The organism is Nocardia sp. NPDC057663, assembly GCF_042799895.1.
Lineage (GTDB): Bacteria > Actinomycetota > Actinomycetes > Mycobacteriales > Mycobacteriaceae > Nocardia.
The window spans coordinates 71,298-85,236 of sequence record NZ_JBHVHX010000019.1; the positions used below are offsets into that span (position 1 = coordinate 71,298).

Sequence of the window (13,939 nt, forward strand, 5' to 3'; positions counted from 1 at the left end):
ATTCGATGCTCCACTTCCCTTGATACCGCAGCGTCTCCCGGATGTCCGGCATCGATTCGGCTACTGATCAACGGAAGTCGCGAGAGCGGGCGGCGATGGTGAGGTCGAGGTGTTCGAGGTGGTCGGCGAGGACACTAGCCGCGCCCTCGGCGTTCTGGACGCGGCCGCGGATCAGCAGGGCGGTGGCGTTCTGGGCCAGGCGGCGGTAGCGGGCCCAAAGACCCACCGAGCAGACGACATTGACCATGCCGGTCTCGTCCTCCAGATTGAGGAAGGTGACGCCGGCCGCGGTGGCGGGGCGCTGGCGGTGGGTGACTGCGCCTGCGACCAGGATGCGAGTGCCGTCTTCGACGAGCAGCAGGTCGGCGGCGGGGATCACGCCCAGCGAGTTCAGGTGTGCGCGCAGGAATTCGGTGGGATAACTGCCGGGCGAGATGCCGCTGGCCCAGACGTCGGCGGCGGCGAGTTCGAGTGCGCTCATGCCGGGGAGTGACGGGGCGACGGTCGCCGGGCCGGTGCCGGGCAGGAGATGCAGACGCTCGCCCGCCGCAGCGCCGGCAGCCCACAGCGCGGCCCGGCGCACGCTACTACCGCGACCGGTGACCGGTGGTTCATCCGCCCGATCGGCCGGGTTCGGTGATACGCGCGTTCGCTCCACCGGCGTGACATCGTCGACCAGGCGGTTCAACGCACCGGCGGTGGCCAGCGATTCCGCCTGCGCGACAGTCAGTTCCACTCGCCCGGTCAGGTCGAGCATCGAGGTGTACGGACCCGACGCACCGCGCTCGGCGACGATGCGGTCGGCGAGATCGGCGCCGATGTGGCGGACGCCCGACAGGCCGAGCCGGATCTCGGTGCCCACGTTCTCCAACGTGGGTTCGGCGCGGCTGGCATTGATGTCGGGGCCGTGCACGCGCACACCGTGGCGGCGGGCGTCGGCGACCAGCGACTGCGGTGAGTAAAAGCCCATCGGCTGGGCTCGCAGCAGTCCCGCGCAGAACGCGGCGGGATGGTGCAGCTTGAACCAGGACGAGTAGAACACGATCGAAGCGAAGCTCTGCGAATGGCTTTCCGGGAAGCCGAAATTGGCGAAGGCATAGAGCTTCTCGTAGATGCGGTCGGCGACCGCGCCGGTGATGCCGTGCAGGTCGCGCATACCCTGGTAGAGGCGGTCCTTGAGCCGTTCCATCTTCTCCGGTGACCGCTTGGAGCCCATGGCCCGGCGCAGCTGATCGGCTTCGGCGGGGGTGAACCCGGCGACGTCTACGGCCATCTGCATCAGCTGCTCCTGGAACAGCGGGACGCCGAGGGTGCGTTCGAGCGAATTCGCCAGCGCCGGATGGTCATAGACGACCGGCTCTTTCCCGTTGCGCCTGCGGATGTAGGGATGCACCGAGCCGCCCTGGATGGGACCGGGCCGGATCAACGCCACCTCGACCACCAGGTCGTAGAAGGTGCGCGGCTTCAAGCGCGGCAGGGTCGCCATCTGCGCGCGGGACTCCACCTGGAACACCCCGATCGAGTCGGCGCGCTGCAACATCTCGTAGACGGCCGGTTCGGCGAGGTCGAGCGCGTGCAGTTCGACCGTCTCACCTTTGTGCTCGCGCACCAGGTCGATCATGTAGTGCAGCGCCGAGAGCATGCCGAGGCCGAGCAGGTCGAACTTGACCAGGCCGACCGCGGCGCAATCGTCCTTGTCCCACTGCAGGACACTGCGCCCGGCCATCCGCGCCCACTCCACCGGGCACACGTCGGCGATCGGCCGATCGCAGATCACCATGCCGCCGGAGTGGATGCCCAGATGCCGTGGCAGGCCGTCGAGTTCACCGGCGAGTTCGAGCACCGGCGCCGGGATATCGGTGCCGGTCTCCGCCGACACCCCGGACCAGCGGCTCACCTGCTTGCTCCACGCGTCCTGCTGACCAGGCGAAAAGCCCAGTGCCCGTGCGGCATCGCGCACCGAGGACTTGCCGCGATAGGTGATCACATTGGCCACCTGGGCGGCGTAGTCGCGGCCGTACTTGGCGTAGACGTGCTGGATGGCCTCCTCGCGCCGGTCGGATTCGATGTCGACGTCGATGTCGGGCGGTCCGTCGCGCTCCGGCGAGAGGAACCGTTCGAACAGCAGTTTGTTGCCCACCGGGTCCACATTGGTGATGCCGATGGCGTAGCAGACCGCGGAGTTGGCCGCCGAGCCCCGGCCCTGGCACAGGATGTCGTTGTCCTTGCAGAACCGGACGATGTCGTGCACCACCAGGAAGTAGCCGGGGAAGGTCATCTTCTCGATCACGGCGAGCTCGTGCTCGATCTGCCGGTACGCCTGCGGATTCCGCTCCGGTGGGCCGTAACGCTCGGCGGCGCCGCGCAGCGTCAGCTCGCGCAGCCACGAGTCCTCGTCATGCTCGGCGGGCACGTCGAACGGAGGCAACTTCGGGGCGATCAGGCGCAGGTCGAACGCGCATTCCCGGGCCAGGGTCACGGCATTGGCCACCGCCTGCGGATGGTCGGCGAACAGCTGCGCCATCTCCGCACCCGAGCGCAGATGCGCACCGCCGGTGGGCGCGAGCCAGCCCGCCATCTCGTCGAGGCTGCTCCTGGACCGGATCGCGGCCAGCGCCATCGCGCGACGGCGCTGGGACGGGCCGGCGAAGTGCGCGCCGGTGGTGGCCAAGACCGGCAGACCGAGGCGATCGGCGAGCGCGATCAGCGACGCGTTGCGTTCGTCGTCGGTGGCGATGCCGTGGTGGGTGAGCTCGACACTCACCCGGTCGTCGCCGAAGCGCTCGATCAGATCACGCAGGGCCGCTTCGGCTTTCGGCAGATTCGTCGCACCGTCGTGTAGATCCTGCGCCAGCGCGCTGCGCAGGTGGCCCTTCCGGCAGCCGGTGAGGATGTGCCAGTGTCCGCCCGCCGTCGCGGTGAGCGTGTCGAAGTCGTAGCGCAGCACGCCCTTCTCCCCCGCGGCCAGGTGCGCGGCCGCCATCTCCCTGGACAGGCGGCGATAGCCCTCTTCCCCGCGCGCCAGCACCAGCAGGTGCGGGCCGCGTGGGTCGGGAGAACCGGTGCGCGGCACGGAATCCGGGGCGCCGACATGACCGATCGCGTCGCTGTCCGCCGCGAGGCCGGCGATATCGGCGCGCAGGCCGCCGCGGGGAACAGAACGGCGCCTGACCGCATCCCCTCGGCCAGGCGCCGCCTCCGCATCGGTTCCCAGTGACAGTTCGGCACCGAAAACCGTTGGCATTCCCCATTCTCTGGCCGCCTCGGCGAACCGGACGGTCCCGTAGAACCCGTTGTGGTCGGTGAGCGCGAGCGCCGACAACCCCAAGCGCACCGCCTCCTCCACCAGCTCCTCCGGCTGACTCGCGCCGTCGAGGAAGCTGTAGGCGGAGTGGGCGTGCAGCTCAGCGTAGGGCACCGTCGGCGCGGCGGGCGGTTCGATCGAATCCGCCTCGTAGGCACCGCGCTTGCGTGACCACGCCGGACTGTCGCCGCCGTCGCCCGGATGCATGTCCGCCGCAGGCCGGCGACTCGGCTTGCCCGAGAGCACCCGCTCCAATTCCGACCAGGTCGGCGGACCGTTGCTCCAGCCCACGCGCCTCTCCTCTCACGACCCCCGCATCACATCCACCTCCCACTCGATTGCGATTGCCCGACCCCTCAACTCGCGGGCAATCGCTCCATCGACCGCGATTCCAGCGCGGCCTCCACATGCCCCAGACCCGACCGGATCACCGCGCCGTAGGCATCGTTGGCGAGCACGTCCAGGTGCCCGCGCGCGATGGCCAGCTGCATCCGCGCCATCTCGAAGTCACCGACGCGGCGGTGACTGTCGGCCAGGTTCAGATACAGCGAGGGCAGAAACCCGCGCAGTCCCTCGTCCAGCGGGATGCCGGGCCCGAACACCGCGCCCAGCGCCCGCTGATCCCAGAGCAGCGCGCCCTCCGGCAACTCCTGCACATCCGCCAGGTGATGTGCGATCACGCAGCGATGCAACGGGTCGCCGCCTTCCCCTACCTCGTCCCAGAGCCTGGTCAGCGCCGCGCGCGCCGCATCCGGGTCGCCACCGCCGAGCCGCACCGCGGCATAGATATCCGCCATCCGATCGTCCGCCATGGGCAAAGTATCGCACATACGTTCGAACATTGGCGAGAGGTGTTCGAACATATTTTCGAGTTTCTCGCCAGGCCTGGTCCCAGAACTTACTTTGGAGTAAGTTCGAGGGAACGAGCTGCAAAGGAGCAGTGATGTCACAGGTTTCTTCCGGTGCGCACGGTCGTCGCGGTCGGCGGCGGCGCGATCTGACCGGCAGCCATGTCGTGATCACGGGCGCGTCGTCCGGGATCGGGCGGGCCGCCGCGCTGGCGGTCGCCGACAAGGGCGCCGTCGTCTTCCTCCTCGCCCGCCGCGGTGACGAACTGGCCGCCGTGGTCGCCGAGATCGTCGACGCGGGCGGCCAGGCCCACGGCTACCAGTGCGATGTCACCGACGCCGAATCCGTCGAGTCGACCGTCAAGGCGATCCTCGATCAGCACGGTCACGTGGACATGCTGGTGAACAACGCGGGCCGCTCCATCCGGCGCGCCATCCACCGCTCCACCGACCGCATGCACGACTTCGAACGCACCATGGCGGTCAACTACTTCGGCGCGCTGCGGATGACCCTGGCCCTGCTACCGCAGATGCGCGAACGCGGCTCCGGCCACATCGTCAACATCTCCAGCGCCGGCGTCCAGGTCGCCACCCCGCGCTTCTCCGCCTACCTCGCCAGCAAGGCGGCCCTGGACAAGTTCACCGAGGTCGCCGCCATCGAAACCCTCGCCGACGGCGTCACTTTCACCACCATCCATATGCCACTCGTGCGCACCCCGATGATCGCCCCGAGCGGCGACCAGGGCCCCTCCAAGCCACCGGAATGGGCCGCGGCCACCATCGTCCGCGCCCTCACCGAACGCCCCAAGCGCATCGACGTCCCCCTCGGCACCTTCGCCGAATACGGCGCTCTGCTCACCCCCAAACTCCACGACCGCCTCATGCACCGCTACTACCGCGCACTGCCGGATTCCCCCGCGGCCAAGGGCGAGTCGGTCGACCCCACCGAAGAGCCCGCGAAACCCCCACTCCCCCACCGTGAACCGAAACCGAAGTCGCCCGCCCGCAAAGCCACCGGCAACGCCCTCCGCCGCGCCGCCCGCTGGGTACCCGGCACCCATTGGTGAGGTAGTCAGCTGGACCGTTGATCACCACGCTCTGGTGTGAGCATCACCCGAGAGCAGACCGCCACCAGCGCGTGGTGATCTTGAACTAGGCATGCGTACCCGGCGTGGATCCTCAGGCTTGTCTACCGCAATCGGCGAACGCGGGGAGTTGTTCCACCGCGGCGGGTTCCAGGTAGGTGGCGGGTTTGGGGGCGGCGCCGCAGCTCGCCTGGCGGGGGGTGGCGGCGACGGTGCGGGCGGTGACGCGCCAGCGGCGGCCGTCGTGGTGGGTGACAATGGCGGCGCCCGCGAGGGTCGGGTCGGCGGTGGGGGTCGGGTCGGGGGCGACGGTGAGGGCGTCGGCGGGGAGGGGCGGGAGTTGTTCGCGGACGGCCACTTCGGCGAGTTGGGCAATGGGGTCGTAGCAGCTGCGGCCGCGCAGGCCGGTCAGGGAGACCTCGCCGGTGTCGGCGGCGGCGAGGAGAGCCGCGGCGGCGGGGGTGTCGACGCGGCCGTAGGTGAGGCCGGACGGGAGCAGGACTACGGCGGGGGCGAAGCGGTGGCCGCCGGTGTGGGAGGCCTCCCAGACGCGGCCGGGGTGGGCGGCGGCGAGCGCGGCGGCGATGGGGCGGCCGAGCAGGGCGCAGCACTGGTCGCGTTTGCCGTGCGCGCAGACCAGGACGAGCGGATCGTCCACGCGCGCACCGATTCCCGGCGGTGGACCGTCGACGAGGTGCAGATCGATGTCGAAGAGCTGGCGCAGGTCGGTGATCTCGAACCGCTCGCACCACGAGCACTCGGGACGTGAGCTGACCAGCAGCACGGTGCGGGTGCCGGTGAACTCGTGGCGGCCGGGACGGCGGATCAGCGTCGGACGGACCTTGGCCGCCGTGGTGCGCGCCGCCAGTTCGGCGGTGATCTCCGGACCGAGCACCTCGTCGCCGATCACGTCGCGACCCCACGCGCCGGGATGCTCGATGCACAACCAGCCGGTGACGTGGGCCGCGGTACCGAGCAGCGGGAGGTCGGTCGCGGCCGCCGAGCACGGCATGCCCTCGAACGGGTTCATGACGGCTCCCTCCGCGACCGTACCGTCCGGCCGATCCGGAACAGACATCGTTTCACTGTAGAACCGGCGCTGCGGTCAGTGGTGGGGAAACCCTGTGACCTGGGCCGCAGCCCGGTACGCCTGCCTCATTCGTAGACGCCCTCCGCGTGCCAGGCGGCGGCGTCGTAGACGAGCAGGACGGCCCTGATCTCGGTCGGTTCGGCATCGAGCTGGACCTGGGCACGGGCGGCGGGACCCGCCTGCTCGACAGCGGCCCACCAGCGCTCGTCCACCGGCCACGGGCCCGCCCAGCCGAGCAGCGCCCACTGCCTGCGGCCCCAGTGCAGGCGGACCGGGTCGGCGGTGAACAGGCCACGGTCGGTGACCTCGACGGCGGTGCCGTCGGCGGCGGTCAGGTGCACGGTGGGGCGGTGCAGGAGCAGCAGGGTCGGCGCCGGTTCGGGGAGCCTGCCGGGCCAGGGCTGGGACGGGTCGGCGGCCGGGGTGAGCTCGTCGCCGAGGGCGATCATGGTGATGCGTTCGGCGGGGCCGCGGCCCCCGCTGAGCACCCCGACGCGCACCGCCTCGCCACCGAGCAGGCCCTGCACCCGGACCAGCGCGCGGCGGGCGCGTTCGGTCTCTTCACCCTCCCCGCCCCACAGCCCGAGCTGCAGCGCGCCCGCGGCGACCACCTCGACCGGCTCCAGGCGCAGCGCGACGATCGGGGCGGTCGGCCGGTCACGGTGGGTGAGCCAGCCGTCGAGTTGCCAGCGGATGCGGTCGGCGGTGTCGGGTGGGGTGAGCGGGCGGGCACACCGCCAGATGCGCGAGAGCTCCTCCCCCGCCTCGGTGCGCGCGGTGACGGCGAGGCGGGTGCAGGCGACACCGGCGGCGGTGAGGGCGGTGTGCAGCCGGGTCGCGAGGGTGCGACCCGCGAACGCGGCGGCGTCGACCCGATCGATCGGCGGATCGCAGTCGAGTTCCACGCTCAGTTCCGGCGGTGGCTGCCGCGCCGACGGCGGACGCTCCGGCAGCGCGCGGGCGAGGCGATGGGCTCCGACCGCGTCGGCGCCGAAGCGGGAGGCGACTTCGGCGGGGGTGAGCCGGGCGAAGTCACCGATGCGGCGTAATCCCAAGCGGTGTAACAGGTCGACCAGCTCGGCGCGTTCCGGTGGGGCCAGAGCCGGTTCGGCGGCCAGCTCGGCCACCGGCAGCGGCGCCAGGTAGCGCGCGCCCTCGCCGACCGGAACGAGCGCGGCGCGGCGAGCGGCAAGCACCGCGGTCGACATGGTGTCGGCGATGCCGATCTGCGCCTCGGCGCCCGCCACGGCCACAGCGTCGATCAGTTGCACCGCTGCCGCTTCCTCGGAGCCGAAAAACCGGGTGGCGCCACGTGCTCCGAGGACCAGGAGTCCAGGGCGCAGCACTTCTACGCCGGGCACCGTCGCGTCGACGGCGCCCGCGACCGGTTCGAACAGGCGGGCATCGCGGTCCGGATCAGCTTGGGCGACAACCAGGTCGGGGCAGCGCGACTGCGCCTCCCTGCGGGTCACACCCGTTCGCACTCCCTCGGCACGGGCGATCGCCGAGCACGACACCACCCGATTTCCGTGCAACACCGCAACCGGACGATCCGCGGGCACCCCGGCCACGGCGGCCGCCGCCACCGCGGACCAATCAGGGCACAGCAGTGCCAGTACGCGATCCTTGCTCGTCATCGCCCGTCACCGGAACGGGTGCGAACACCGCCTACCGACGACACTGCCGGCCCACGGTCACCGCGGGTCGGCGACCACCCGCATCGGGCCACTCGTCGCGCAGACCCGTCATCCGGCCCCCGGAAGGCCTCCCCGGCGACGAGTTGAGCCCGACATCTCCTGGCACCCACCGTGATCGGCGGGGCAGCCGCCCGGTGACCCGTCGTTGGCGGTGCCGTCGGACAGGCGATCGGCACCTGACCGGATGGCCACCGCCGGCCGGTCACGACACAGCCTCCCTGAGGTCGGCCACCTCGGCGACGCGCGTCTCCGCTTCGCGCGCAAGCCATTCGGTGCGACCGGCCTGGGCGCAGAGGTCGATGCGCCCGTGCCGGGGTGGGCCCGCCTTGGCGCTGACGCGCACGTCCAGGCAGACCGAGCGCAGACGGCCACGGCCCGCGCCGAGGCCGCGGTAGCCGGTGACGCGGGTGTCCAGGCGCAGCGACGGATTGGTCCAGGTCCCGCCCGCGACGACCAGGGTGGCGCCGCGGTTGCGGGCGCGGGCGGCGAGGACCCGGCAGCGGGCGGGTGGGACGGCGAGGCCACCGAGGCCGAGGACAACCAGGTCGAGCCCGTCGAGCAGGACGGCGGCCACTTCGGCCGGATCGGGACCGGGGTCGGCGATCACCGCCAGCCGGGACAGCTGAGCGCCCATCTCGGCGGCGGCCAGCAAACCAAGCCTGGGCAGCCCGACCACCGCGGCGTGACCACCGCTGCCGGTCACCGCGGCGAGCAGGCCCGAGAGCATCGAGTGCGCGCCGGAGTAGGCGACCACGGCACCTTTGGGCAGTCCGCCGTCGGGCAACAGTTCGGCCAGCGGTTCGGGCACCGGCAGCAGATCGCGACATAGCGGCTGCTCACGCGGTATGTGACCGGTGGCAGACTCGCCACGTCCCGGCACCGTCGCCATCCGCCGACGCAAGTCGTCGAGCGTGCGCTCACGGGCCGCCACCTCGGGCGACAACGCATCCGAACCCATCAACACCACCTACTTCCACGATGGACCCGCGAGCGGAGAACCGCCCAGCGCCGGAACGGCAGCACCGTTCCAGCTATCGATCGTATTCGAATATACGTTCGATCGCGACCGGGGTGGCATCCACCCCCATCTCGTGTCCACAGCGGGGCCCCCTTATACCCGTGCGTCGGGATACCGGCCAGTCATCGGCATATTCGACTACCCTCGCACCCGTGACCGAACGTGCTCGTCCCCATATCGGCCCCGACTACCTCGTCGCGGGTCGCTACCGCCTGCAGTCGAAATTGGGCGGCGGTGGCATGGGTGCGGTCTGGCTCGCGACGGACCGGCTGCTGAACCGGGAAGTCGCGATCAAGCAGGTGCTCTCCACGGCCGGGCTGAGCGAGGCCGAGGCCGAGCGGATCCGCAGCAGCATCGTGCACGAGGGCCGGGTGGCGGCGAAGCTGTCGCACGAGCACGCGATCGCCGTCTACGACGTGGTGATCGAGGCGGGCGAACCCTGGCTCGTCATGGAGTACTTACCCTCGCGCAGCGTGGCCAAGGCGCTCGCGCTGGCCGATACGCTGCCCGCGGTCGAGGTCGCCCAGATCGGCGCGCAGGTGGCCGACGCGCTCGCCGCCGCACACGCCGCGGGCATCGTGCACCGCGACATCAAGCCGGGCAACATCCTCGTCGCCGATCGCGGTCCCGATCTCGGCAAGGCCAAGCTCAGCGACTTCGGCATCTCCCGCGGCGCGGGCGACACCCACGGCGAGGACCCCGAGGGCACCATCACCGGCACCCCCGCCTACCTGCCGCCCGAGGTGGCCCGCGGCGCCCAGCCCACCGAGGCCAGCGACGTGTTCTCCCTCGGCGCGACGCTCTACACCGCGCTCGAGGGCCAGCCGCCGTTCGGTTTCGACGAGGACGAGAACGACGTCGTCACCCGGGCCGCGATGGGCCGGATCATCCCGCCCAGCCGCAGCGGCGTCCTCACCCAGCCGCTGCTGCACATGCTCGAGCCCGCGCCGCAGCGCCGCCCGACGATGGCCCAGGCCCGCGACGAGATCCTCGCCGCGGCTTTCGGTCCCGGCACCGCCGCCTACATCCTCGGCGTGCCGCTACGCACCGAGGACGGCACCATTCCCTCCTGGGCGGCCCGCAACTCCGCCAGCGGCCTGCGCAGCCCCCACGCCGCACCGCTGCCGCGCCCGCAGCGCGCGCCCCTCACTGCCCCGCCCGCGCAGCAGCGTCAGCAGCGCACCGGCAGCTTCGTGGACAACCTGCCCAACGGCGCCCCGCTGGCCATCGGCGCCGGTGTGCTGATCGGCCTGGTCATCCTGATCGCGCTCATCATCGCGGTGATGTAGGACCCGCTCACTCGATACGGCGGCGATGTGCCCATCGGGTCAGAGCGTTGCGGTTGGACTGCTGGGTTTTGCGGAGCACGTTGGACGCGTGGGTTTCCACGGTCTTCACCGAGATGAACAGGGTTTCGGCGATCTCGCGGTAGGTGTAGCCGCGGGCGAGCAGGCGCAGGACCTCGAGTTCGCGCGGGGTGAGCGAGTCCAGCTCGGGATCGAGCGGCGGTTCGGGGACCGGGGAGCGGCCGGTGAACGAGTCGAGGACGAAACCGGCCAGGCGGGGGCTGAATACGGCGTCACCGCCGGCGACGCGGCGGATGCCGTCGGCCAGTTCGGCGCCGGAGATGGTCTTGGTGACATACCCGCGCGCGCCCGCCCTGATCACCGCGATCACGTCCTCGGCGGCATCGGACACGCTCAGCGCCAGGCACACCGGACCGTCGGCGATCCCGGTCAGCACGGCGACGCCGCCGCCGTCGGGCATGTGCACATCCAGCAGCACCACATCGGGACGCGCGGCATCGATCCCGGCGACCGCCTCGGCCACCGCCCCCGCCTCGCCGACGATCTCCATGTCGGCCTCGCGGCTCAGCTCGGCGCGCACGCCCGAGCGGAACACCGCGTGATCGTCGACCAGGAACACCCGAACACTCACTGACAGCTCTCCTCATCCCACCCGTGCGATCGACTTGCTCATCGGTACCACAGTTCTCGCGCGGGTTCGCGCGTCGGCACCGCGCTCAGTGCTGCCCGTGCGCGTTGTCGCGCGTTCCTCGGCGGGCGGCCTGCGGGTCCGGTCCGCCGACGCCCTGGTCGGCGCTCTCGGCGGGCGCGACATCATCGGACGTGACCTCGTCGATGCTGCCGGAGTCGGTGCGCGGCATCACGATCCGCACCTCGGTGCCGCGGCCGATCGTGGAGTCGATCTCGGCGGTGCCGCCGCGGCGTTCGATTCTGGCGCGGATGGATTTCGCGAGCCCGCGCCGATCGTCGGCCACCTTCGAGACGTCGAAACCGGCGCCGCGGTCGCGGACGAAGATGCTCACCTGATGCGCCTCGGCCTCGGCGAACAGATCGATCTCGGGGACGCCCGCGTGCTTGGCCGCGTTGACCAGCGCCTCCCGGCTCGCGCCGAGCAGGGCGGTGAAGTGTTCCTTGGGCAGGCCCGCGCCGGTCTCGCCGGGGTCCATCGCGACATCGCCGACCGTCACCGGGGTGACCTTCACGCCGTGCTGGTCCTCCACCTCGCCCGCGATGGTGCGCAGCGCCGCGGCCAGGCTGGACTGGGCGGGGGCGGTGTCGTCGAACAGCCATTTGCGCAGTTCGCGTTCCTGGCTGCGGGCCAGTCGCAGCACCTCCTGCGGGTCCTCGGCCTGCCGCTGGATCAGGGCGAGGGTCTGCAGCACCGAATCGTGCAGGTGCGAGGCGATCTCCTCGCGTTCCTCGTTGCGGATGCGGGCGCCGCGCTCGGCATTGAGCGCGCGGACCATGCGCAGCCACAGCGGCACCGTCAGCAGGCCCGCGCCGACCAGCGTGACCGCGACCGCGATCAGCGCCGAGCCGAGTGAACTCAGATCGATCCTGGCCAGCACGACCACGCCGAGGCCGACGACGATCAGCGTCGCCCCGGCCACGATCCGCGACCAGGTGACCACCGACGGTCGCGCGGGCAGCCCGAACAGCGCGCGCGGACCCGGCGCGGCGACGTCGTACTCGCGCCAGACCAGCGCGGCGCCGACCGCGATCACGACGATCGGGGCGATCACCTTCGCCGCGGTGCCCTGGAACAGCCACGACACCGTCACGGCCAGGCCGAGGCCGAGCAGGGCCAGCCCGATCGCCTGCCTGCGCTCGTCACCGGTCGGCTTCGCCGCGTCGCCGCCGGCCGGGGTGAAGATCCACAGCAGGCCGTAGGCCACCAGACCCGCGCCGACCAGCGCGGACAGCAGCACGAACGCCATCCGCACCTTGAACACGTCGACACCGAGATGATCGGCCAGACCACCCGCGACACCACCGACCACCCGGCCACCGGTCCGGCGGACCAGCCGCGGGGTCTCGGGCAGCGGTGCGCCGACCGGCTCCGGACCCGGCGTGGGCAGCATGCCGGGCCGGTAGCCGCGCGGGACACCGTAACCCGTCGGCGGCGCGGCACCCGGATAGCCGGGGTACGGCCCGTACGCCTGGGCACCGCGGTACGGGGGCTGCGGGATATAAGGCTGTGGTGTCCCGTAGACGGCACGCCCATTGCCGAGCGCGCGCGCGACGAAACGCTGCGGCCCCTTCGGCCGGTGCCCACCGCGCGGATCCACCGCGGCGCCGGGCCCACCCACACCGCCGTACGGTGCGACATTGCCGAGCGGGCGGTTGCCACCGTTCGATGCGAGCCGCCCGTTGGGCGTGACGCCCTGGTTGGGCGGGGCATAACCGTTGGGCGGAGCCCACGAGCCGAGCGCGACGTAGCCGTTGGACGGACCGAGCCGTGCGGGGTTGCCGTGCGGCGCGGAACTGCCCTGGGCAGGGGTGTGTGGAGCGGCGTTCCCGGCGGTAGCGCCGGACCCCGGTGGGGTGGCGGGCCCCTGGGCGGGGCCGCGAGTGGGAACAGACGGATCCATCCTTCGATACTGGCACGCATGACCCGGTGCCGACATCAGGAAACTCCCTGATCTCCTCCCCGAAGTGCACGATTCGCCGCCGACCTGGGGTGTGACGTGTCCGGTCCGGACGGAAAACACGCTCCACCAGGGCATTCGCCGACCTCGCCGATCGGCGGAACCGGCGTGCTGCGGCGCCGGACCGGATAACCGGTCACAGCGCTCTCACCTGCGATTCTCAGCTCTTCAACAAGGAAAGCACCAGCTCACTCCAAGGCCGATTTCCTACGTTGATGTCGGGCCGGAACTCACGGCCTCACTTCAGGGGAGGAAACATTGAACGTCATCACCACCGTGCTGGGTGCCACCGCTGTCGCACTGACCACCGTCGGGATCACCCCCGTCGCGTCGGCGACACCGATGGCCCCGCACGAGACGACCTATCTCGGGCCCGCCGGCTTCGAGCTGACCCTCGGCCACACCGATCAGTCCTACCGGCAGGTCCCCGCACTCAATGCCATGCCGACCAACCGCGAGGTGTTCCTGAACAACACCGCGTACGTCATGGCGCCGGCCGAGGCGACCGGCACGCTCGAGTCCGGCTATCTCGTCGCCTGCGCGGTGGACGTGACGCTGTCGGTCGGGCTGGACGGCGGGATCTCGGTCGGCGCGGGGGCCACCGTCGGGTTCGGTTCGTCGGGGCCGGATGCGTCCGCCGATATCGGTCCGTCGATCTCGGCGGGGATGGATCTGAGCCTGTCGCTGGCGCCCGGCGAGATCAAGAAGATCGATGTCGGGAGCATGCCGCTGAGCTCGGGCACCACCTACCTGGTGAACCGCGACTTCCATCTGATGGTCGGCAACTGCGGCGGGCCGCTCAACATCTACTCCTGGGCGACGGTCACCGCGACCACGCCACAGGTGAGCGCGACCAACTCGGTCTTCGGGGACACCATGTTCCTCTGAGGCGGATCGGGACCCGGCCTCGTGCCGGGTCCCGATCGACCAAATATCATTCCC

The 13,939-nt window shown here is 71.1% G+C and carries 10 protein-coding genes; 3 read left to right on the forward strand and 7 right to left on the reverse strand.

Features of this window, described 5'->3' with window-relative positions:
- Nucleotides 1-67: 67 nt before the first annotated feature.
- A complete protein-coding gene (locus ACFVAV_RS28740) occupies nucleotides 68-3,595 on the reverse strand; it encodes an error-prone DNA polymerase (RefSeq protein ID WP_379038664.1) in 3,528 nt (1,175 codons plus the stop codon).
- 65 nt (nucleotides 3,596-3,660) lie between these two features.
- Complete coding sequence (locus tag ACFVAV_RS28745; protein ID WP_379038665.1) at nucleotides 3,661-4,116, reverse strand: hypothetical protein; 456 nt, start codon at nucleotides 4,114-4,116, stop codon at nucleotides 3,661-3,663.
- 131 nt (nucleotides 4,117-4,247) lie between these two features.
- Between ACFVAV_RS28745 and ACFVAV_RS28750 the strand changes: the two genes are divergently transcribed.
- Complete coding sequence (locus tag ACFVAV_RS28750) at nucleotides 4,248-5,219, forward strand: SDR family NAD(P)-dependent oxidoreductase (protein WP_379038666.1); 972 nt, start codon at nucleotides 4,248-4,250, stop codon at nucleotides 5,217-5,219.
- Between the two features lie 112 nt (nucleotides 5,220-5,331).
- Here the strand turns inward: ACFVAV_RS28750 and ACFVAV_RS28755 are convergent, their stop codons facing one another.
- The 3 genes from ACFVAV_RS28755 to ACFVAV_RS28765 form a co-directional block, all read right to left on the reverse strand.
- Complete coding sequence (locus ACFVAV_RS28755; RefSeq protein WP_379038721.1) at nucleotides 5,332-6,267, reverse strand: sucrase ferredoxin; 936 nt, start codon at nucleotides 6,265-6,267, stop codon at nucleotides 5,332-5,334.
- 125 nt (nucleotides 6,268-6,392) lie between these two features.
- A complete protein-coding gene (locus ACFVAV_RS28760) occupies nucleotides 6,393-7,964 on the reverse strand; it encodes a DNA polymerase Y family protein (protein ID WP_379038667.1) in 1,572 nt (523 codons plus the stop codon).
- 262 nt (nucleotides 7,965-8,226) lie between these two features.
- On the reverse strand, nucleotides 8,227-8,982 hold the full coding sequence (locus ACFVAV_RS28765) for a hypothetical protein (RefSeq protein WP_379038668.1): 756 nt from the start codon (nucleotides 8,980-8,982) through the stop codon (nucleotides 8,227-8,229).
- 212 nt (nucleotides 8,983-9,194) lie between these two features.
- On the opposite strand from ACFVAV_RS28765, the gene ACFVAV_RS28770 reads away from it, so the two are divergent.
- Nucleotides 9,195-10,331, forward strand: a complete 1,137-nt coding sequence (locus tag ACFVAV_RS28770) for a protein kinase (RefSeq protein ID WP_379038669.1) — start codon at nucleotides 9,195-9,197, stop codon at nucleotides 10,329-10,331.
- Nucleotides 10,332-10,338: 7 nt separating this feature from the next.
- Here the strand turns inward: ACFVAV_RS28770 and ACFVAV_RS28775 are convergent, their stop codons facing one another.
- Both ACFVAV_RS28775 and ACFVAV_RS28780 read right to left on the reverse strand, forming a co-directional pair.
- Entirely contained in the window at nucleotides 10,339-10,980 is a 642-nt protein-coding gene (locus ACFVAV_RS28775) for a response regulator (protein ID WP_379038670.1), read from the reverse strand.
- Between the two features lie 85 nt (nucleotides 10,981-11,065).
- Nucleotides 11,066-12,430, reverse strand: a complete 1,365-nt coding sequence (locus ACFVAV_RS28780; RefSeq protein ID WP_379038722.1) for a PspC domain-containing protein — start codon at nucleotides 12,428-12,430, stop codon at nucleotides 11,066-11,068.
- Between the two features lie 825 nt (nucleotides 12,431-13,255).
- Between ACFVAV_RS28780 and ACFVAV_RS28785 the strand changes: the two genes are divergently transcribed.
- Nucleotides 13,256-13,885, forward strand: a complete 630-nt coding sequence (locus ACFVAV_RS28785; protein WP_379038671.1) for an MspA family porin — start codon at nucleotides 13,256-13,258, stop codon at nucleotides 13,883-13,885.
- Nucleotides 13,886-13,939 lie beyond the last annotated feature (54 nt).